This is a genomic window from Pseudoalteromonas sp. EB27 (assembly GCF_001974875.1).
Lineage (GTDB): Bacteria > Pseudomonadota > Gammaproteobacteria > Enterobacterales > Alteromonadaceae > Pseudoalteromonas.
Genome location: NZ_MTQD01000011.1, coordinates 60,967 through 81,766, shown reverse-complemented (window position 1 = coordinate 81,766; position 20,800 = coordinate 60,967). Strand labels below are relative to the sequence as shown.

At 38.6% G+C, this 20,800-nt stretch carries 17 protein-coding genes; 9 read left to right on the top strand and 8 right to left on the bottom strand.

The annotated features are described in order from the left end of the window. Positions 1 to 83 precede the first annotated feature (83 nt). The 3 genes from BW142_RS20850 (at position 84) to BW142_RS13350 (ending at position 3,411) form a co-directional block, all read left to right on the top strand. Positions 84 to 227, top strand: a complete 144-nt coding sequence (locus tag BW142_RS20850; protein ID WP_253188821.1) for a hypothetical protein — start codon at positions 84 to 86, stop codon at positions 225 to 227. Between the two features lie 156 nt (positions 228 to 383). Then, entirely contained in the window at positions 384 to 1,193 is an 810-nt protein-coding gene (locus BW142_RS13355) for a phosphate/phosphite/phosphonate ABC transporter substrate-binding protein (RefSeq protein WP_076925164.1), read from the top strand. Further along, positions 1,180 to 3,411: an ATP-binding protein gene (locus tag BW142_RS13350; protein WP_076925163.1), complete on the top strand. Its 2,232-nt coding sequence runs from the start codon at positions 1,180 to 1,182 to the stop codon at positions 3,409 to 3,411. The genes BW142_RS13355 and BW142_RS13350 overlap by 14 nt, the downstream gene beginning before the upstream one ends. 41 nt (positions 3,412 to 3,452) lie before the next feature. Here BW142_RS13350 and BW142_RS13345 read toward each other — a convergent pair whose 3' ends face one another. Then, positions 3,453 to 4,970 carry a carboxypeptidase gene (locus tag BW142_RS13345; protein WP_076925162.1) on the bottom strand — a complete coding sequence of 506 codons (1,518 nt, stop codon included), beginning with the start codon at positions 4,968 to 4,970 and terminating at the stop codon, positions 3,453 to 3,455. A 365-nt stretch (positions 4,971 to 5,335) separates the two neighbouring features. Between BW142_RS13345 and BW142_RS13340 the strand changes: the two genes are divergently transcribed. The 4 genes from BW142_RS13340 to mrcB all read left to right on the top strand — a co-directional run bounded on the left by BW142_RS13340 (position 5,336) and on the right by mrcB (position 10,848). Then, positions 5,336 to 6,559 carry a response regulator gene (locus BW142_RS13340; RefSeq protein WP_024598298.1) on the top strand — a complete coding sequence of 408 codons (1,224 nt, stop codon included), beginning with the start codon at positions 5,336 to 5,338 and terminating at the stop codon, positions 6,557 to 6,559. Between the two features lie 219 nt (positions 6,560 to 6,778). Beyond that, complete coding sequence (locus BW142_RS13335; RefSeq protein WP_004587162.1) at positions 6,779 to 7,117, top strand: P-II family nitrogen regulator; 339 nt, start codon at positions 6,779 to 6,781, stop codon at positions 7,115 to 7,117. Between the two features lie 9 nt (positions 7,118 to 7,126). Then, a complete protein-coding gene (locus BW142_RS13330) occupies positions 7,127 to 8,356 on the top strand; it encodes an ammonium transporter (RefSeq protein WP_024598297.1) in 1,230 nt (409 codons plus the stop codon). Between the two features lie 149 nt (positions 8,357 to 8,505). Further along, positions 8,506 to 10,848 carry a penicillin-binding protein 1B gene (mrcB, locus tag BW142_RS13325; RefSeq protein ID WP_076925161.1) on the top strand — a complete coding sequence of 781 codons (2,343 nt, stop codon included), beginning with the start codon at positions 8,506 to 8,508 and terminating at the stop codon, positions 10,846 to 10,848. 279 nt (positions 10,849 to 11,127) lie between these two features. On the opposite strand, the gene BW142_RS13320 is transcribed toward mrcB, so the two are convergent. The 5 genes from BW142_RS13320 to BW142_RS13300 form a co-directional block, all read right to left on the bottom strand. Continuing rightward, on the bottom strand, positions 11,128 to 12,969 hold the full coding sequence (locus tag BW142_RS13320) for a methyl-accepting chemotaxis protein (protein WP_076925160.1): 1,842 nt from the start codon (positions 12,967 to 12,969) through the stop codon (positions 11,128 to 11,130). 178 nt (positions 12,970 to 13,147) lie between these two features. Further along, positions 13,148 to 14,428 (bottom strand): glutamate-1-semialdehyde 2,1-aminomutase, encoded by a 1,281-nt coding sequence (gene hemL / locus BW142_RS13315; protein WP_024598294.1) that lies wholly within the window; start codon positions 14,426 to 14,428, stop codon positions 13,148 to 13,150. Positions 14,429 to 14,461: 33 nt separating this feature from the next. Beyond that, positions 14,462 to 15,478 carry an aspartate carbamoyltransferase gene (locus BW142_RS13310; RefSeq protein WP_076925159.1) on the bottom strand — a complete coding sequence of 339 codons (1,017 nt, stop codon included), beginning with the start codon at positions 15,476 to 15,478 and terminating at the stop codon, positions 14,462 to 14,464. Between the two features lie 115 nt (positions 15,479 to 15,593). After that, on the bottom strand, positions 15,594 to 16,028 hold the full coding sequence (locus BW142_RS13305) for a CopD family protein (protein ID WP_024598293.1): 435 nt from the start codon (positions 16,026 to 16,028) through the stop codon (positions 15,594 to 15,596). A 15-nt stretch (positions 16,029 to 16,043) separates the two neighbouring features. Then, a complete protein-coding gene (locus BW142_RS13300) occupies positions 16,044 to 17,726 on the bottom strand; it encodes a chloride channel protein (protein WP_076925158.1) in 1,683 nt (560 codons plus the stop codon). A gap of 322 nt (positions 17,727 to 18,048) precedes the next feature. Between BW142_RS13300 and erpA the strand changes: the two genes are divergently transcribed. Beyond that, complete coding sequence (erpA, locus tag BW142_RS13295) at positions 18,049 to 18,387, top strand: iron-sulfur cluster insertion protein ErpA (RefSeq protein ID WP_002958911.1); 339 nt, start codon at positions 18,049 to 18,051, stop codon at positions 18,385 to 18,387. Between the two features lie 49 nt (positions 18,388 to 18,436). Here the strand turns inward: erpA and BW142_RS13290 are convergent, their stop codons facing one another. Continuing rightward, the gene (locus BW142_RS13290) at positions 18,437 to 18,625 is read right to left on the bottom strand and encodes a hypothetical protein (protein ID WP_024598292.1); all 189 of its coding nucleotides are present in this window, start codon (positions 18,623 to 18,625) and stop codon (positions 18,437 to 18,439) included. 451 nt (positions 18,626 to 19,076) lie between these two features. On the opposite strand from BW142_RS13290, the gene BW142_RS13285 reads away from it, so the two are divergent. Beyond that, positions 19,077 to 19,316, top strand: a complete 240-nt coding sequence (locus BW142_RS13285) for a helix-turn-helix transcriptional regulator (protein WP_007584874.1) — start codon at positions 19,077 to 19,079, stop codon at positions 19,314 to 19,316. A gap of 68 nt (positions 19,317 to 19,384) precedes the next feature. Here the strand turns inward: BW142_RS13285 and BW142_RS13280 are convergent, their stop codons facing one another. Continuing rightward, on the bottom strand, positions 19,385 to 20,764 hold the full coding sequence (locus tag BW142_RS13280; protein ID WP_076925157.1) for an MFS transporter: 1,380 nt from the start codon (positions 20,762 to 20,764) through the stop codon (positions 19,385 to 19,387). Positions 20,765 to 20,800: the final 36 nt, after the last annotated feature.

The following is a 20,800-nucleotide window of genomic DNA, read 5'->3' as shown; positions in this document are numbered from 1 at the left end:
GTTACAAAAGTGCTTATCCGTTATTTTTTAACACTTACGCTGAGCCAACATGGCATTTGTATAAAAACAAAAATGGCGTAAGTGTGTATTATCAAAGCCACAGTGATAATATTTTTGAAGTAAAAGCGCAGATGAACGAAATACCAACCAGCTTTGCCTCATGGATCAATCCCTACTTGGCTAAGCAACAAAGTCTGCCTAAAAAGTACTTACAACAACTTTATTAATTTAGTTCATATGCTCACACATAAAAATACACTCCAAAACTACCTGTAATCAAAGCAGGTCAGTGCTAAATATCGAATATATAATAATTTTATGGTGTGTTGAGTAGTCTTTAACTACGCTTAAACAATAATGACACGCTATTATTTGGAGAATTGATGAAGTATTTAGTGGCTATATTATGTTTGATGCACAGCTCACTCTTATTGGCTCAAGAATATACCTTTGGTGTAGTGCCGCAATATGAGCCGCAAAAATTAAATGCTATTTGGCAACCTTTGTTAAAGCAAGTAAGTAAGCAAACAGGGGTATCAATAAAGCTAATTACAGTTGAGTCTATTCCGGTATTTGAAAAAGCCTTTGCTGAAGGCGAGTACGACTTTGCGTACATGAACCCTTGGCATAGTGTTGTAGCGTACGAAAAACAGGGATATTTGCCACTAATAAAAGATGCAGGGCGAAAGCTGCAAGGTATTTTGCTCGTAAATAAAAACAGTAATATTGATAATTTAAGCCAGCTAGATGGCGCCGAAATAGCATTCCCTGCCCCTAATGCATTAGGGGCATCATTATTAATGAGAGCTGATTTAGCACTGTTATACGGGCTTACAATAAAGCCTGTATATGTCCAAACCCACCCATCGGTATATTTAAATGTAGCACTGCATTCAACAATGGCGGGTGGTGGTGTAATGGGCACATTTAAACAGCAACCAGAAAGCTTACAAAATAAGCTTAAAATTCTTTATAAAACGCGTGAAATTAGTCGCCATCCAATTGTAGCCCACCCTAGGGTTGATCCCGCAATACAGTTAAATGTGCAACAAGCTATTTTAGATATTGGGCAAAGCCCAGAGCATAAACATTTACTTGCAGGTATCCCAATTATTAAACCTAGTATTGCAACTTTAGCAGAGTATCAGCAGTTGACTCAGTGGGGCTTGCGCTCATTTTATGTTGAAAATTAGAGGGTTTCGTAGTCTAAGGGCACAAAGCTTTATTGTTGTATTGCTTTGTGGCTTGCTTATGGCCTGTCTTTTTATGTTTTACGCCTTACCTGAGCAAGCGCGTTGGGTAAACGATGGGCTTTCAAAGGCTGCACAGCGTTCTTTAGCGCAGTTATCGACCTCTATAACGACTCCGTTGTTAACTAGGCAGTATGCAGAGCTGTATGAAGAAATAGACAGCCAACTACAAACTCGCCCTAATTGGAAAAGTATTAAAATTGTTGATGTGGATTCAAATAACCAATTATACCCGCTTGAAAACTGGGTTGGAGCAAATGAAAACGGTGACATGCTGTTATCTCAGCAGGTGGTGTTTTTAGATAAACCGCTGGCTAATATTAGCTTGGTTGTTAATTTTACGAATGAAATAAACGAATCTTCAAAACTTCATTACACCCTAATATATATACAATTTATTATTTTAGTTATTGTTTTTATTGGCTTAGCTTGGCTGGTGGATTACAGGGTTACATCGCCTTTGAGGACGCTAAAACTGGGGTTTTCACGTTTAGCCAAAGGTGACTTTGATTGCCATATAGATAAGCAACAACAAAATGAAGTAGGCAGCGTAATAAGTGCATTTAATAACATGGTTGATGAGGTTGCTAATAACCATCAAAAATTGAATATATTACGTATTCAAGCAGAGTCGGCAAGTAAAGCTAAATCAGACTTTATGGCCAGTATGAGCCACGAATTAAGAACCCCATTAAATGCAATTTTGGGCTTAGCCCAGCTGTATGGATATGATGAAAGTGCGAACAAAGTACAAAAAGAAAACGCGAAAAGCATTTATCAAGCTGGAGAACATTTACTATTACTTATAGACGATGTACTTGATTTAACGGCTATTGAGTCGGGTAATATGCAGTTTAGTTTTTCTTATGTGCCTATTAAAAGCGTATTAGAGGAGTCTGTAGAGCTCGTCACTGAGCTTATTAAAGGACAATCAATAACGTTGAAAACACAAGGGTTTGAGTCCTTAGAAGGGCTAAGGGTTTATATTGACCAGCGCCGCTTTAAACAAGTGATGCTTAACTTGCTTTCAAATGCGATTAAATACAACAAACCAAACGGCAGTATTAATATTAATTGCCGGGTATTAAGTAATAAACAGTGCGAAATAGATGTAATAGATACAGGATGTGGATTTGCTCCAGATGATATTTCTCGCTTATTTAAACCTTTTGACCGTTTAGGAGCTGAAACCAGTAAAGTAAATGGCACGGGTATTGGTTTAGTGATAACTAAGCAACTGGTAGAACGTATGCAGGGTTCTTTAAGCGCGCAAAGTGAGCAGCACAAAGGTTCTTGTTTTACACTAAACTTTAACAGCTTTGATGAAGCTGACTTGCCAGCACAAGTGCAATCTCCTCAAATAACACTGCAAAGCTTAGATACAGTAACTCTTCCTACGCTTGAGGTTTTAGTTGCAGAAGATCAGGTTACAAATCAGCAAGTATTAAAACAGCAATTAACCATGCTTGGAGTGTGTTCTACTTTTGTAAGTAATGGCGAACAAGCTTGGGAAACTCTGCAAAATAAACACTTTGATATTTTACTAACCGATATTCAAATGCCTTTACTCGATGGGTTAGGGTTAGCTAAAAAAATACGCGAAAACACCCGTTTTGATAAACTGATCATAATTGCAATTACTGCCAATATTACCAAAAACAATATAGATAATTGTTACAGTTGTGGAATGAACGGCTTTTTAACCAAACCCATTGAGCTTGTTAAGTTAAAGTCGCTATTAATGGAGCACTCTCAAACAATAGTTAATACATGTTCCGAAAAATCTGATAGTGAAAATATAGCTTCAGATAGTTTTGATCAACTCGATATTACGCTGCTAAAAGCAATGCTTGGTGATGATCCTACTGTGCACTGCATGGTGTTTAATGCGTTTTTACAAACGGCAGGTGAGCAAATTAAATTAGCTAATGCGTATGCTAAGAGTAAAAACTATGTTGATTTAGCTTTTCAGGCCCATGCCTTAAAGTCGTCTTCAAAGTCGGTTGGGGCTATTAGACTGGCTGAGATATGCCAGCAGATTGAAACGCATGCAGAAAATGAATCTATTGATGACAATGAAATGCAAAGCCTCGAGTTCTGCTTTAACGATGTAGTAACACAACTTAAAAGCTATTGTTTACGATATGAAAGACGCACATAAAAAATGGCTCCTAAAGAGCCATTTTTTATGTTTTAAATATTTTAGTATTTAGCTGCTTGTTCTTTCTTAGGTAAAGCATGCTCTATAAAGTCACGTAAATCGTTGTTAGAGCTTTCTAAGTCAGCGTGGCGAAGGTACATCATATGCCCACTTCTGTAGCCTTTAAAGCTCAAACGGTCTTTCATTTTACCGCTTGGGTCTAATTGCCATAACGTATATTTAGCGTCAAAGTAATTGGTTGCACCATCAAAGTATCCTGATTGAATCATCACGTTTAAGTAAGGGTTTTGCGCCATAGCTAAACGTAGATTTTCGCCCGTATTATTACCGGTTCTATCCCATGGTTGAACATTACCAAATAAATTATATTTTACATCCGTTTTATAGTTTAGCTCTTCACGCAAGTAGTGATTAATTGCAGGAGTGAAAGAGTGTAACCAAGAGGTAAGTTCAGCCCAGTAGTCTGGGGATTCACCCGCGTCGCGTTTATCCATTCCTAAATAACGAGAATCTAAGCGCCCCACAGTTTGACCGCGATCACGCAGTAGCTCTTTCCAGAAAAATTGAGTTGGAACATCTAAGTTATTTTGTTCAACAAATTTTTCTGATAAGCCAGCGTAGTGCGCCATTTTTGTAATAATTCGACGTTTTTCTTCAGCATTAATAAAGCCGCCCTTAGCAAGCGCTGGGATTAACTCGTTTACAGTAAACTCTTCAACTTCAGGCAATAACTCGTCTAGGTCTTTAGCTTGTAAATCGGCTTTAAGTGCTTTGTGATACCAAGCAGTGGCTGCAAAGTAAGGTAAGCGGTTAGCGGCTTTAATCGGACCATCGCGTTTAATACCAATATCAGTAGGGGATACTAGTACAACACCGTTTATGTACATCCATTGACTATTTTGAAGCTCATGAGCAAGACCTGACACGCGTGTTGTACCGTAGCTTTCACCTATTAAAAACTTAGGTGAGCGCCAGCGCTCAGCTCTATTTACAAAGGTATTTAACCACTCAGCAAGGTATTTAATATCAGCATTAACACCAAAAAATAGCTCTTTTTGTTTTGCTTTAGAAGGAAGTTCGCCTTTTTCGTTTTCAAGTACGCGAGAATAGCCTGTATTTACAGGGTTTACATAAACAATATCGGCAATATCAAGTACAGAATAAGGGTTGTCTTTTACCCCGTATGGTTGAATAGGGTAGCCTTCGTCATCAATTTTTAATACACGAGGACCAGTATAAGCAAGGTGCATCCATACCGAAGCCGAACCTGGCCCGCCATTAAATGAAATAAGTAACGGGCGGGTTGTTCTGTCGTCAACTTTGTCGCGGGTGTAGTAGGTGTATTGCAGTGTAGCAACCGCGTCGCCTTTATCATCCCATACAGGTTGTGTACCTGTAGCAACAGTGTAGTTAAAACGTTGACCGTTGATTTTAGCTTTATGTTGAGTAACAACTTTGCTGTCTACATCAATACGACGTTGGTTATCGGCAAGTGTGCTTGTACTGATTATTAATGCAATAACGGTTATCGGTAAACTGATAATACGACTAAGCTTCATTAGGTGTCCTTATTGTTGTTGATACACCATTAAAGACATTAATGAGCTAAATAACAAAAGTATTGAGACTAGTGGCCGATAATACTAGTTAAGTAAGTGATTAATACACTTGTAGATGCGTATTAATCACTTCTATAGTTATTTTGGGTTGGGTTTCTTTATTTAGTTAATTACAAAATTCAGGTATATTGCGGGCCTGCTTGTATTGATTTTATATACAAGCTATCACCAAAAAATCTAATGGATTACGCTTTCAAGCACATAAGTGCACTCTACACCGGATGTTTATTGATAAATGCTATTACGGTAATAGCATTGTATTTTTTGTTTTGTTACAAAATTAATTAAAGGTAAAGAGAAGCTTTATGCAAAGAGTATTAGTGGTTGAAGACAGTAAAGTCGTGCAGCAGGTACTTCGCCACTTAACGGCACAATACCTCGATGTAGCTGTCGATTTTGCTTGGTCTTTAGCTGAATGCGCGACTTATGTAGAAAAGTACGATTATACGCTTGCGTTAGTTGATTTAACTTTGCCAGATGCTCCGCACGGTGAAGTAGCAAAATATACTTTATCTAAAAAAATTCCTACCGTTGTTTTAACCTCAAAAATAGATGAGTACAAGCGCCAACAAATGCTTGAATTGGGTGTGGTTGATTATGTCATTAAAGATAACCGCGATTCTTACCATTACGCCGTTAAACTCGTTGCGCAATTACTAAGAAACCAGGGGTGTAAGGCATTAATAGCAGATGACTCATTACTAAGTCGCTCGTTAATGAAGCAAATGCTTGAAAAGCAATTGTTTGATGTAACAGATGCCCATGACGGTCAGCAAGCACTCGAAATATTAAAAGCTAATCCTGATATAAAGCTACTAATGACTGATTACGCTATGCCCTCTATGGATGGCTTTGAGCTGGTTAAAGCTGTGCGTAATTTTAGAGGCCGAGACGATTTAGCAATTATTGGTTTATCGGGCGCTGGGAAACATGGGTTATCCGCGCGATTTATTAAATACGGCGCTAATGACTTTTTAACAAAGCCATTTATGAATGAGGAGTTTCATTGTCGTGTACTTCAAACAATGGAGCAGCTGTCGTTAATTTCAGATATTAAGGAAAGTGCACATAGGGATCATTTAACAGGGCTTCATAACCGACGCTATTTTTATCAATATGCAGAAAAGCTTCTTAAAGGTAAAAACCAGAAAAATACTCTTGCATTGCTTGATATCGATTTTTTCAAAAATATTAATGATACGTTCGGCCATGAAGGCGGCGACCAGGCCTTAAAGCAGGTTGGTTCTTTAATACGATCTACATTTTCCAACTTTACGGTTGCACGCGTTGGCGGAGAAGAGTTTGCCATAATATTACCTGAAATAGAGTTAGAACGCGGTCGCGAATACTTTGAAGCATTCAGGAAAAAGATGGCTAGTTACGATTTTTCTATTAGCGATAAATCGATTAAAATTACCACGAGTATAGGCTTAGCTGACTTTCAAGACACTAGTTTAACGCAGGCAATGCGTGTTGCTGACAAAGCATTATATCAAGCTAAAAGCCAAGGCAGAAACTGTGTGGTATAACCTTTCTTAATAAAGCTAGGTACGCGATAAATATATAGAGATATACCACGCACCAATGTAGCTGACTTGTTAAATTAACGCACCTAATTGGTGCGTTTTTTTTGATCTTGAGTTTGTGTTTTGTATTAACTTGTTGTTTTTAAAAATATAAAAATAGTGGCACAAAGGTTGGATTGTTTAACCCAATAAGATAACAATAAAGAGTCCGAGGGGGCCGCTATGAAAATGATTAGTGCAATCATAAAACCATTTAAATTAGATGACGTGCGTGAAGCACTCGCTGATTTAGGAATTGAGGGGATGACAGTAGTTGATGTTAAAGGTTTTGGACGTCAACGAGGTCATACTGAGTTATATCGTGGTGCAGAATACCAAGTAGATTTTATTCCTAAGATCAAACTTGAAATTGCAACGCGTACTGAAAATTGTCAACGCGTTGTTGAAGCAATTACTAAAATTGCATCAACAGGTAAAATTGGTGACGGTAAAATTTTCGTGTACGACTTAGATCAAATTGTTCGTATCCGTACTGGCGAACTTGACGAAGAAGCAATTTAAGGGGGTCTCATGGAAAATACAATAATAGAACTAAAGTTTTCACTCGATACCTTCTATTTTTTAATATCAGGTATATTAGTAATGTGGATGGCAGCAGGTTTTGCCATGTTAGAGGCGGGCTTAGTTCGCTCTAAAAACACAGCTGAAATTTTAACTAAAAATGTCGCGCTATATTCAATTGCATGTACGATGTTTTTATTAGTTGGCTACAACATTATGTATGTAGACAATGCCGAAGGTGGTTTCATTCCTTCAATAGGCGCTTTAATTGGTACGCAAGCTGCCGATGCTGACCATTCTTTAGAATCTGACTTTTTCTTCCAAGTAGTATTTGTTGCAACCGCTATGTCGATTGTATCGGGTGCTGTTGCTGAGCGTATGAAACTGTGGGCTTTCCTAGGTTTTGCTGTAGTACTAACTGGTTTTATCTACCCTATTGAAGGTTACTGGACATGGGGTGGTGGTTTCTTATCTGAAATGGGCTTTGTTGATTTTGCAGGTTCTGCAATTGTACATGGCGCAGGCGCAGCAGCTGCATTAGCAGGTGTGTTAATTCTAGGTGCTCGTAAAGGTAAATACGGTAAGAACGGTGAAATATACCCGATTCCAGGTTCAAACTTACCACTTGCTACACTAGGTACATTTATTTTATGGATGGGTTGGTTTGGCTTTAACGGTGGTTCTCAATTATTACTTTCTGATAAAGAAAACGCAACTGCAGTAGGCCAAATATTACTTAATACTAATGCTGCCGCTGCAATGGGTGCTATTGCAGCACTGTTTGTGTGCAAAGTACTTTGGGGTAAATCAGATTTAACCATGGTATTAAATGGTGCGTTAGCTGGCTTAGTTGTTATTACAGCAGACCCTTTATCACCATCACCATTAATGGCATGTCTACTTGGTCTACTTGGTGGTGCACTTGTTATATTTAGTATCATAGCACTTGATAAAGTTAAGATTGACGATCCAGTGGGCGCTATCTCTGTTCACGGTACGTGTGGCGCATTAGGTATTATGTTAGTACCGCTAACAAATGGCGACGCAAGCTTTGTTAATCAGTTAATTGGTCTAGTATGTATTCTTGCCTTTGTATTTGTAGCATCATTTATTGTTTGGACTGTGCTTAACAAAACAATGGGTATACGAGTAACCGAAGAAGAAGAACTAAACGGTATGGATCAACACGATTGTGGTATTGAAGCCTACCCAGAGTTTGTTTCTGTTCGAAATAGCTAATAGTTTATTTAAATAATAGTGTGTTTACACAAAGCCCTACTTCGGTAGGGCTTTTTTGTTTCAGGGAGGGTTAACTTTTCGGATGTTAGGGTATGCCCAATATGCTAAGCTCACACTCGTGAATAACCCTTGGAATAAATTACACTTAAATGGCCGACAATAAAAAAACAGCTACCAGTAAACCTGCAACTAAACGTGCAAGTAAATCGTCAAGCACGACAAAAAAAAGCACCTCAAAGGGCAGTAAAAAAACAGTGAAAGCTACTGTTAAACGTTCTTTTATGAGAAAAACATGGTCAGTGTTTTGGAAATTAAGCTTGGCTGTTTTTATTGCAATGGCAATGTACTTCATTTATTTAGATTCAAAAATAACACGTCAATTTGAAGGGAATAAATGGCAGCTTCCTGCGCAAGTGTATGCTCGTTCAATGGCGTTTTATCCGGGGCAATTTTTATCAAGTGAAGAGGTTGTGTTTGAACTTGAGCGTTTAAATTATTCATCTGTTAATAGATTAAGCCGAACAGGGCAATTTGTTAAAACAGCAGATAGCATTAAGATTTATCGTCGTGATTTTGAATTTTATGATGGGCTTGAAGAATCACATATTATTGAACTTCGCTTTGCAGGACAAAAAGTTGCGACTATTAAAGATAAGTTTGGCAGACGTTTAAACACCGCTCGTTTAGAGCCTGTGCAAATAGCGCGTATTGGTAACGACTCTAAACAAGATAGAGAATTTGTACCACTAGATAAGTTTCCAGCGATGCTAAAAGATACGCTATTGGTGGTTGAAGACCGTGATTTTTACGAACATCATGGTGTATCCGTGTTTTCTATTTTACGCGCGCTTTATTCTAATATTAAAGCCGGGCGCACCGTTCAAGGTGGTAGTACGCTTACTCAGCAATTAGCTAAAAATATTTACCTAACGCGTGAGCGTTCTTTGGTACGAAAAATAAATGAGGCCTTTATTGCCCTTATTTTAGATTATCGTTATTCAAAAGATCAGATATTAGAAGCTTACTTAAATGAAGTATACCTAGGTCAGTCATATAACCAAGGTGTGCATGGAATGGGGCTTGCTGCTGATTTTTACTTTTCAAAGCCGGTAGATGAGCTTGAGTACGATCAAATTGCTTTGCTGGTGGCAATGGTTAAAGGTCCATCTTATTACAACCCACGTCGCTATAAAGAGCGCACAATGGAGCGCCGAGACTTAGTGCTTCGCCTTATGGTTGAAAACAAGCTACTTAGTACAAAAGAGTACCGTGCATCGCTTAACCGCCCAATTGATATTGCGCCTATGAAAGCCAGCTTACAAAAATCATACCCTGGGTATTTAGAGCTAGTAAACAGGGAGCTAAATAAATTACTGCCAGATCAGCACACACTTGATGCAGGCGTAAGAGTATTTACTTATTTTGATTTGCAAAAGCAAACTGCAATGGAAGAGTCTGTTGAAAAAAGCTTACCGTACCTAGAAAATCGCCCTAGAACCGAAAATCTAGAAGCGGCCATGATCTCTGTAAATGTAGAAAAGGGCGGTGTATCCGCACTTGTTGCAGGGCGCGATGTTCGTTACTCAGGGTTTAATCGTGTTTTAGATACAAAGCGTAATATCGGCTCGCTGGTAAAACCAGCTGTGTATTTAACCGCCTTGCAATTACCACATTATAATTTAGCTACTTTGCTTGATGACTCGCCAGTACAGGTTACAAATGAGCAGGGAAAAGTGTGGCAACCAGAGAACTTTGATCATCAATACCGTGGTGCAATCCCTCTTTATAAAGCATTTAGTAACAGTATTAATATTCCAGCGGTTAATTTAGGCCTCGATGTAGGTGTTGATAAGGTAGTAAATACACTAAAAGGTTTAGGTGCAACAGGGGCAATAGACGATTACCCATCGTTGCTTTTAGGAGCTGTTGAAATGTCGAGCTTTGAAGTTGCTCAGCTTTATACAACAATTGCTGCAGATGGCGAATATAAAAAGCTCACTGCAATTTCGGCATTAACTGACTCAGTTGGTAAAGTGCTTTATAAACATACAGTAAATGCAGAGCCTCGTTTTGATAAATCTGCAATGTATATGACTAAATACGCAATGAAACGCGTAACGAAAGACGGTACAGCTAAACGATTGAATTTACACTTTCCGTCAATTCAACTAGCTGGTAAAACAGGAACTAGTAACGATTTACGTGATAGTTGGTTTGCAGGCTTTGATCAAAATACAGTGACTGTTGCGTGGCTTGGCCGAGACGACAACAAAAGCACGGGTTTAACAGGCAGCGTAGGCGCATTAGAAGCGTATATTCGTTACTTAAAGCCGCTTAACCCACAAGCAATAGCTGATACTCGTCCACCTTCAATACGCTGGGCATTTGTAAATGAGCAAACGGGTAAGCAGGCACCACCAGGTTGTGGCAAGGTGATTCAGCTACCGCTTAGAGCGAGTGAGTTTGAGCCAAGACCACAATGTATTCGTTAATTTGAGATTACTTTAAACAACAAAGCCGCTTATTTAGCGGCTTTGTTGTTTAAAGTATAGTTAGCGTAATTATACCAATCCGTAATAATACTTAATCAATTTGAGGGGTTAAATCTGACGTTAACTACGTTAAAAATTTCTGATATACAACTGCATGGATGCAGGAGGTAGAGCAATGCAGGAGCAATTGCCGAGAACAACTAAATAACGAAATTTTTGCCTTGTTATCGACACGATTTTCTTCCCTCAAAATAGATCACTTAATTAAGCGAATTGGTATTAAGATTTAAAAAACTGCATTGATTTGGTTAAATCATTAGATAAGCGACTTAGCTGCTGTGCATCTTGCAGCGTTGATTGGGCCGATGTTAGCGTTTGATCTGCTAAATTACTCACCTCTTGCGAATCATTCAATGCTTGTGTTGTCGCATTTGACTGCTGTTTAACACGCTCGGCAATAACTTCGCCCTGATGTTTAATATCGCCCATACTTTGCTCTGCGCTTTGCAATACATCATTAGTTTGATTGGCTGCTTTTACTGATTGCTCCATTTTTTCAACACTTGAGCGCATTTTTTGTTGAGTGTCGTCAGATGCTTGTTGTAAGGAGCTAATAATTTGGTGAATTTCTTGAGTTTGTGTTTGTGTACGCTGAGCAAGAGTTCTTACTTCATCAGCTACAACGGCAAAGCCTCGGCCATGCTCGCCAGCTCGTGCAGCTTCAATAGCGGCATTGAGTGCAAGCAAGTTTGTTTGATCGGCTATTTCACTAATGCCTTTACTAACTTTGCTAATTTCTTGGCTATCTTGCGCTAGCTTATCGAGTGCTTGTTGGCTCTCTGCAAATTCAATTTGTAGATCTTGCATATATTTAGCAAGCTCCATTGTATTGTCTGAACCTTGTTTTACATGTGCAGCAGCATCTTGCGCGGTAAGCGTTGCTTGATGGGCTGACTCTTCAACTGCAAGTGCGTTTTGAGCCATTTCGCTTAGTGCATTATAAATGGCATTTACTCGAGTTTGCTGTTTTGAAACATCATTGCTTGTTTGGCTACTCGCATGCGATAGCGATTTAGTTGCGCCGCATAGCTCTTCTGTACTTGCTTTAACATCAAATAATAAGTGTGAAAATGCATTAAGTAATGCGTTGTAGCGCGATGCAATAATACCCATTTCATCATTGGTGCTTGAATCAATCGTTGCATTTAAGTCGCCATTCGCGGCTCTATTCGCCGCATCAGCAAAGCGATTAATGGTATCAACAACCGCAAAATAAAAACCAATCATTAAATAAAATGCAAATAACAAACTAATCAATGAAGCTGCTAAAACAAGATTTCGAGTCCACTGTTGAGTTTGCAGTTTTGCTTCAATAAGGCTCTCAAGCGTTGGAATGCTCTTACTAACAAGTTGATTAATACTGCTGTGAACATTGTTTGTTAGCCTATTAAATTCTGCTTGAGTTAATAAAATATCGTCAGGCTCAAGTAGTTTTTCATCTATTGCTTTTTTGAATGCACCAACAGCACTGTGTAAATTAGTTAACGAAGGCATGAGCGCCTTATTTACTGATTTATCTGCATTGGTGGCTACATTGAGTATTTTATCTAGTTGTTTTTCGTACAAAGGAAGTGATTTACTAAAATTTGAAAGCGCTATAAAGGTATCGGGCGTAAAACGATTACTTGCCAAAACAGTGTTTGCGCTTTGCGCTGTCGAGTTTATTTGCATTATAAGTGCAGGAATCGGCGTGACTAAAGAGCGGTTTACATAAGCACTGGCTAACTGGCTATCTAATGCTAGGTTTGACTGAATAGAAACAAGTTCGAGTACTTCATTTTCTTGATCGTCTTTTATATCAAAACCGAGTGAGCGAGCTATTTTTATATTTTGATTTGCTTCCCCCTGCGTTTGATTTGAAAGTATTGACCTGTAGCCTTTTAAGCCTTGTTGCTGCATTTTTGAAACAGCGATACTTTCACTTAATAATGAGACTAAAAAAAACAAACTAAGTGCAAGAGGAACGAGTAAAATTCCAAACATTAAGCTGATTTTAGTTTTGTATTTTAAATTTGCCATTAGCTGGATAGCGGGAAAAGAAAATTGGCGTAATCCTGACATAAGGCTCTCTTGTATTTTTGTAATTAGGGTAAAGGTGAATAGACCTTGTTATGCTTAATTATCATTCATTTATAGTACTTTACAAATAAAAAAAGCCCTTTCGGGCTTTTTTCAATCTTTAGTCTTAATTACATACTGTAAAAACAAGCGCTTATAAAATATAAAAAGTAATTTTAACTTAAAGTTTAGCAAACGAGCGTTCTGCTGCCGCTATTGTGTCTTTTACTTCTTGTTCAGTATGCGCAGCACATACAAAACCAGCCTCAAATGCTGATGGAGCAAGGTACACGCCTTCTTCAAGCATAAGGTGGAAAAAACGTTTGAAGCGCTCTAGGTCGCATTCAGTCGCTTGTTTGTATGTCGTTACTTTTTCAGCATCAGTAAAAAAGAATCCATACATGCCGCCAGCATAATTAGTTGTTAATGCAATGCCTGCTTTTTTAGCGCCAGCTTCAAAGCCTTCACAAATTGCTTTTGAAATAGCTTCTAACTTATCGTGTAGACCTGGCTCACATAATAGCTCAAGTGATTTTAAACCTGCAGCCATCGCAATAGGGTTGCCAGAAAGAGTACCCGCTTGGTAAACAGGGCCCACAGGCGCAATGTAATCCATTATTTCAGTTTTACCACCAAATGCGCCAACAGGCATGCCGCCGCCAATGACCTTACCTAAACACGTAAGGTCTGGTTTAATATTGTAATAAGCTTGTGCGCCGCCAAGTGCAACACGAAAGCCCGTCATTACTTCATCAAAAATAAGTACTGATTTATATTCGTCACACACATCACGCAAACCTTCTAAAAAGCCTGGCACTGGTGGAATACAGTTCATGTTACCGGCTACTGGTTCTACAATAATACAGGCAATTTCGTCTGCGTATTTTGCAAAAATGGCTTTTACTTCATCTAGGTTATTAAACGATACCGTAAGTGTATGCTTAGCAAAGTCTTCAGGAATACCAGGAGAATTAGGCACACCCATTGTTAATGCACCAGAGCCTGCTTTAACTAATAACGAGTCAGCGTGACCGTGGTAACAACCTTCAAATTTTAATATTTTATCGCGGCCGGTAAAGCCACGTGCTAAACGAATTGCACTCATCGTTGCTTCAGTGCCTGAGCTAACCATGCGTACTTTTTCGATTGATGGAACCAGCTCTTTTACTTTTTCAGCCATTAATATTTCGGCTTCAGTTGGCGCGCCATAGCTAAGGCCATTTTCTACTGCTTCGTGTACGGCTTGTTTAATTGCAGGGTGGTTATGACCCATGATCATAGGTCCCCAAGAGCCAACATAATCAATATAACGATTACCGTCGGCATCAAATGTAAACGCGCCTTCTGCTTTTGTAATAAATAGCGGCGTACCGCCCACACCATTAAAAGCACGAACTGGCGAGTTTACGCCACCAGGAATAGAGGCTTGAGCGCGTTCAAATAAGTCTTGGCTAATTGTCATGAAAAATCCTATAAATTGTCACTTAAAGAGGGTTTAGCTGTCGCGTTTGCGGCTAAACCAAGGTACGTCTACTTCATACTTATCGACTTTGTTTTCTACGCCGAGTGTTAAAGCAAACAGTGCCATACGAATTAATACGCCATTTTGTACTTGGCGGAATATTGCTAAATTGTCGTTACTGTTCAAGTCGTTATCAAGCTCATTGGCTTCTAAGCGACTATCGCGTGGTAACGGATGCATTAATACAGAGTTAGGTTTGCAATGAGCGCTGTAAATAGATTGGCTAATTCTAAAACCGCCACGATATTTATTTGCTTCTTCTTGTGAAGGAAAACGCTCTTCTTGAATACGTGTTTGGTAAACAATATCGGCTGCTAAATTACCTTCCATCTTGTTTACTAGCTCAATTTTGTGTCCTGCATTTTCTACTGCATCTAAAATGCTCGTTGGCATTTGTAGGCCATCAGGTGCGACCATCGAAAACTTTACGTTTTTATAATGGCACAATAGTTTTGATAGAGAATGCACTGTGCGACCATATTTTAAATCACCCACAAGCGCTATATGCATGCCATCAATATTTTGATCAAAACGCTGTAATTCACGCTCAATGGTTAATAAATCAAGTAATGCCTGGGTCGGGTGCTCATTTGGACCGTCGCCGCCATTAATAACCGGCACAGTACAGCCATCAGCAAATTCACTTACTGAGCCTGCGTCAGGATGGCGCATAGCAACAGCATCGGCGTAAGCTGAAATAACGCGCGCAGTATCGTAAAGAGACTCACCTTTAGCAAGAGCTGAGCTTTGCATACCTGTAGTTTCACGTACGCCACCGCCTAGTAAGTTAAAGGCTGTACCAAAGCTAACTCGTGTACGAGTGCTTGGTTCAAAAAACAAATTAGCTAAAATAGCGCCTTTAAGCACCGTTGTTTGCTTTTGCTTTTTAGCATAAGGCTCCATTTTTTTAGCTACTGCAAAAATACGTTCAATGCAGTCTCTGTCTAGCTGATTTACAGACAGTATATGTTCGCCTTGGAAACTTAACATGGGGTAATTCCTAATCAATCAAATGGGCGCGATAATCCATAAATGGAGCACGCAATCGCGCGTGTTATTAGCAAGTATTGTAAATTGCAGCGCAGTTTAACATGCGCTACAAAGCTTATAAATTAGGTTTTATTACCGCAAGTGCCACTATGATGAGCAGCGCAATAACAGGGAGCTCATTAAAAATACGGTAGAAGCGGTCTGTTTTAGTGTTTCGGTCATGTTTAAAGTCACTCAATAACTTAAAACAGTAGCCGTGGTATACGTATAAAATAATTACCAGTACAAGTTTGTAATGTAACCACATACTGTATCTAAACCAATCACGACCATATTCAACAATGGTTAATACACCAAATACAGCCGTTAAAACAGCAAATGGGGTTACGAAGTAAAGTAGTCTGCGCTCCATAACTTTAAGCATAGAGTTGCATGATCTTTCTTCGCTCATTGCGTGATATACAAATAATCGTGGTAAGTAAAAAATACCGGCAAACCACGCAATCATAAAAAATATGTGCAGTGTTTTATAAATCAATAATGCGCTCATAATAATCCTTATTGCTTAAAGTAAGCTGTTACGAATGGTTAAAATATGATGAATTTGATCCCAGCGTAATAGCCCCATAATTTGTTGATTATCTAAAAGGTTATAAACGTAAAGTGCGCCACTTCTTTTATCTTTTAGTATATCGAATGCATCGGCTAGGGTGGCTTGGCTGCTGATGCCCTGTAAGCTAATGTAATTTATATTTATTGCTTCGTCAGACATTAGCGTTAAATCGTATTCAGCGAGGCGATAGCCATTTTCTTCGTCAAAAACAATCAAGGGTGTTTGACTATCCATCGCATCAAGCGTGTTCTTTATTTGTTCTTTATCGTCTGAATAAAGCAATTTAAAGTCTTCATCCATATCATCCATTATTCCCACTTTTTGCAGTGCTTCTGTTGCAGGGGACACATGGTACGGCAAACCTTGAAAATCTAATTGCTGTAAAAATATGGAGCGATTTCCAAAAAATTGTAATGCAGTTACATAGGCCGTGGTTATTACTATCATCGCAGGAACAATTATTTCAGGTGATGATGTAAGCTCCATTACTGTTGTTAATGCAGCAAGTGGTGCATGCAGTGTAGCCGCTAATAACCCAGCCATACCCAAAACACCATATGTACCCGCAATATCAGTACCCGGGCTAATGTATTGGGCAAAAAAGGCCATTAATGTCCCAATTAATACGCCAAGCCCAATTACCGGACCAATTAAGCCACCGGGAATACCCAAACCAATAGCAAACAATGTGGCAAGTAGTTTAGCGATTAAAATGGTGGTAAGTAGCTTTACGTTATCAGGGGATTCAACCGCGATAGTAATTGCACTCATACCAGAGCCCATAGCGTGAGGAACCGCGTAAGCTATTAAGCTGGCAATACAGCCTGCGATTAGTAAACGAGGAAACATACTTAAAGGTTTAAATGTTTTAATAATTAGCATTAAGTTTTGATTAAAGCTAAATGCTATAGCGCCCAGCGCCATACCGCATAATATTAAATAAGGGTAATGCCAGCCGCTCAATGGCGCTATGGTAATGAGGGCAAGCTCAGAGCCTTCACCAAAAACAAACTGTGTAGCTAATGCACCAGTAACAGCGGCAAGCATGATTGGCACAAATATGTGTACTTTATATTCTCGAAGTACCACTTCCATCACAAAAATAACAGCTGCAAGGGGGGTATTAAATGAAGCCGCTATACCTGCGGCAACACCACAACCACTTAAAGTGCGCATGGCGTTATGCGGTAAATGTAGCTTATCTGCTAAAATACTCGCACCTGTTGCGCCCATATGAACGGAAGGCCCTTCTCGACCGACCGAAAAACCGCTAATGAGTGCAAGTGCGCCACCAACAAATTGATTAACCGTATTGTATAAAGGCATTTGCCCATAATGGCGTTTAATACGATGAATAACAAAAGGAATGCCTAAACGGTAATGTTTAAACCCAGTAAAAGCAGCAAACGTGGCTATTAGTAATGCAGCAATTAAAGGCATGAGTACACGTTCAAGTGTAGGTAGAGTAGTAAAGTCGTCAGGGGTTTCTAAAAATAAACTTTGGAAAAATAAAATAGTTAAGCGAAATAAAATAATAAAAAAAGCAGCAATTAGTCCGGCAACTACGCCCAGTAAGCATAATTGTACAGATGTTTTAGGTTTTGCCAGTCGACGTCTGAGTTGCTCAAGCCACATGCATTATTTCCTCGCCGCATTTTTCAGCAGCATTTTAGCAAAAGAGTTTAGCTAAGTCGTTGTGATTTTGAAATTTTTGTAATTTATATTAACAATTTGCAGTAAAGATTAAGACCTATTATTTATAACTAAAATTTTTAACGAACTTTTAGTTTACAAGGGTCGCTTTTAGTTTGCTTAAGTATTATTTTAGTGAGCTAACGTTTAGCCACTTTTTTACTTATTTATAGGTATAACTTAGAGTAAAGAGTTGTTTTACTATACTTGATTAAAACACTCGGGTATTAGATAATCACGCCATTGCGATATTGAGGGTTTTAGAATGTCTGAAGAATTACCAATTAAGTTCAGCGATGCAGCTGCTGTTCGCGTTAAACAGTTAATCGACGAAGAAGAAAATCCAGATTTAAAACTGCGTGTTTACGTAACAGGTGGTGGTTGTTCGGGTTTTCAATATGGTTTTACTTTTGATGAAAAAGCGAATCCTGGCGATTTAGAAATTGTAAAAAATGGTGTAACACTCGTTATCGATCCAATGAGCATTCAATATTTGGTTGACGGTGAAGTTGATTACACAGAAGGATTAGAAGGCGCACGCTTTTTTGTATCTAATCCTAATGCAACAACAACCTGTGGTTGTGGTGCAAGCTTTAGCGTTTAACAGCTAAATGCTAAATAGAATAAAGCCGCTTTTGCGGCTTTTTTAATGCCTACAAATCGGTTGGGGCGTATTCGGTTATTTGCATTATCAATACAAAAAAGCCAAGTACAAAAGCAGAAAACGCTAAAATGTATATGAAGCCTTTTTTGCCTTGCTTAATTGGTACGCCGTTATGGTGCAAAAAAAAGTACCAACTCAGGCACAATACGATAGGTAATAAAAAAAGAAGTCTGAACATTATTCGGCCTTTTTGGTGCTAATTATTGCTTAATCATAAACATATGACGATAAATTGGAACAAAATTGTTATAAATATTCCTTTAAATATTTTATAACTAGAAATAATTTATTAATATTTTTTGAGTACTTAGGTCAGTATTCAGCGTTTATAAATATTCACTCGTGTTCATATTTGTACCGAGTATGTAATTAGTTATTTAACCAAAGTGTTAATAGTATATAATGTATCCAAGAATGAGACGGGCAAAATTTCATTCTCAATAAAAATAAATCTTTACCATATTATTAGCGTAGTTCTTTTAGCTATATTGGTGGAGTGAGTAGCAACACATGCTTTGTTAAGCAATAGCTTGCTATTGAATGTAAGTATGACTACTTACTTGCCTACAGCTATTGATAGAGACTACTGCTTTAATAGGTACGTCAAATCATCTAGTAGGAGATGTAAAATGATGGGCAAAACAGTTTCTTCTGAAGAAAATGCAAAGCTAACAAAGTGGCTTAAAAGTAAACGCCACGAAAAGGGTCATACAATGCGAAGCCTAGCACAAGTGCTTGGAACGCCTCATTCGTTTATCGGCAAGATTGAAAATCAAGAACGCCGTTTAGATGTAATTGAGTTTGTTCGTTATTGTACAGCTCTTGAAGTTGATCCACATGAAGCACTTAGCTTGCTAAAAGTAGATTAACTCAAAAATTGCTTAGTACACTTAAGGGGCACTTATAGTGCTAAGCAATATGTTAATGCAGGGATGCATTAAATATTTTGATGATAATTTCTCTCAAGCTCATACAACTTATGCCTAATCAGATATAAAAATATCAGTGAAGGTAAAACCATTAAGGCTGTTAAAACAAAAAACAGCGACCAATTCCCCATTAACCAATCATCAATGACGACACCACTGTAGCTCGAAAGTAATGTTCGTCCTAAATTTCCTAATGATGCCAGTAATGCATAGTGCGTTGCACTAAATGCTCTATCGCATAACATCGATATAAAGGCGACCATAGCCACTAACGACCATGCTTGCGTAAACCCATCAATAACAATAGCAAAGGCATATAGCCTTAAATCAGGGCCAACTAAAGCGATCCACGAAAAGGCTAAGTTTGAAGCAGCCATTGCAATGCCACTTATAAATAAACCTCTAACAATGCCATATTTTTGATTAAATAAACTACCAACAAAGGTAAATATGATTGTAAGCACCGCCGTACCTACCTTTGAGAATGTTGCTATGTCGCTATTACTAAAACCAATTTCTTTATAAAACACAATCGACATACGCCCTAAAAACGCTTCGCCTATCTTAAATAAGAAAATAAACGCAAGTAATGCCAATGCTGTTTTAACGCCGTTTTTAGTAAAAAAAGCTCTAAAGGGGTCAATAACGGTTACTGCAAGCCAGGCAACCGTTTTGGTAAGTGGCGTTTGTTTTGCTGATGAGAGCTTTTCAAGGTACACACGTTCAAGTTCGGCATGTACTGCTTCGCGGTTAGATTCAGGCTCTTTTGCAAACAGTGCTCCACTCATTAGCAGCAGCATTACAGCAGCTAAAAAGTAATAAATTTGTGGCCAGTCGAGCGAGGGGATATCGGCCATATAAAACGGGATGGCACCTAAAAGCGCATAACCTGTCCACCAACCAGACGTTGCCATAGCTGCAGCTGCTGTTGCTTTGTGCGATTCTTTTTCGCTTAGTGTATCTATTCTAAATGCATCAATTGCAATGTCTTGTGTCGCAGAAGCAATTGCGATTAATAAACAAATTGCAGCAACAATTGCCAGATTAGCTTTTAAATCAAGACCAGCTAGTAGCAGGGTGCCAATAAAAATAAAGCTTTGGCAAAATAGTATCCAACTGCGGCGTTGGCCTAGCCATTTATATAAAACAGGGAGTTTTATACGGTCAATGAGTGGCGACCATAAAAAGTTGATACTGTAGGCGCCAAATACAATGCCAAATAGGCCAATCATACTGCGGCTTAGCCCTTCATCCTTTAACCAAGCCGACATAACAGAGCCAATTAGTACCCACGGAAAACCGCTACTCATACCAAATATAAAAATATGGATTAAGCGTTTGTCTTTAAAATAAGAAAAATATTCGCTAATAGAGAGTGATTTGCTCATAGGGCCTTCATTGGCTTAGATGCAGAGCAGCTAAGC

Excerpts from the sequence above, each read along its gene's own strand:
- BW142_RS13355 (WP_076925164.1), top strand. The coding sequence starts at position 384 with ATGAAGTATTTAGTGGCTATATTATGTTTGATGCACAGCTCACTCTTA.
- BW142_RS13350 (WP_076925163.1), top strand. The coding sequence starts at position 1,180 with ATGTTGAAAATTAGAGGGTTTCGTAGTCTAAGGGCACAAAGCTTTATT.
- BW142_RS13345 (WP_076925162.1), bottom strand. The coding sequence starts at position 4,970 with ATGAAGCTTAGTCGTATTATCAGTTTACCGATAACCGTTATTGCATTA.
- BW142_RS13340 (WP_024598298.1), top strand. The coding sequence starts at position 5,336 with ATGCAAAGAGTATTAGTGGTTGAAGACAGTAAAGTCGTGCAGCAGGTA.
- BW142_RS13335 (WP_004587162.1), top strand. The coding sequence starts at position 6,779 with ATGAAAATGATTAGTGCAATCATAAAACCATTTAAATTAGATGACGTG.
- BW142_RS13330 (WP_024598297.1), top strand. The coding sequence starts at position 7,127 with ATGGAAAATACAATAATAGAACTAAAGTTTTCACTCGATACCTTCTAT.
- mrcB (WP_076925161.1), top strand. The coding sequence starts at position 8,506 with ATGGCCGACAATAAAAAAACAGCTACCAGTAAACCTGCAACTAAACGT.
- BW142_RS13320 (WP_076925160.1), bottom strand. The coding sequence starts at position 12,969 with ATGTCAGGATTACGCCAATTTTCTTTTCCCGCTATCCAGCTAATGGCA.
- hemL (WP_024598294.1), bottom strand. The coding sequence starts at position 14,428 with ATGACAATTAGCCAAGACTTATTTGAACGCGCTCAAGCCTCTATTCCT.
- BW142_RS13310 (WP_076925159.1), bottom strand. The coding sequence starts at position 15,478 with ATGTTAAGTTTCCAAGGCGAACATATACTGTCTGTAAATCAGCTAGAC.
- BW142_RS13305 (WP_024598293.1), bottom strand. The coding sequence starts at position 16,028 with ATGAGCGCATTATTGATTTATAAAACACTGCACATATTTTTTATGATT.
- BW142_RS13300 (WP_076925158.1), bottom strand. The coding sequence starts at position 17,726 with ATGTGGCTTGAGCAACTCAGACGTCGACTGGCAAAACCTAAAACATCT.
- erpA (WP_002958911.1), top strand. The coding sequence starts at position 18,049 with ATGTCTGAAGAATTACCAATTAAGTTCAGCGATGCAGCTGCTGTTCGC.
- BW142_RS13290 (WP_024598292.1), bottom strand. The coding sequence starts at position 18,625 with ATGTTCAGACTTCTTTTTTTATTACCTATCGTATTGTGCCTGAGTTGG.
- BW142_RS13285 (WP_007584874.1), top strand. The coding sequence starts at position 19,077 with ATGATGGGCAAAACAGTTTCTTCTGAAGAAAATGCAAAGCTAACAAAG.
- BW142_RS13280 (WP_076925157.1), bottom strand. The coding sequence starts at position 20,764 with ATGAGCAAATCACTCTCTATTAGCGAATATTTTTCTTATTTTAAAGAC.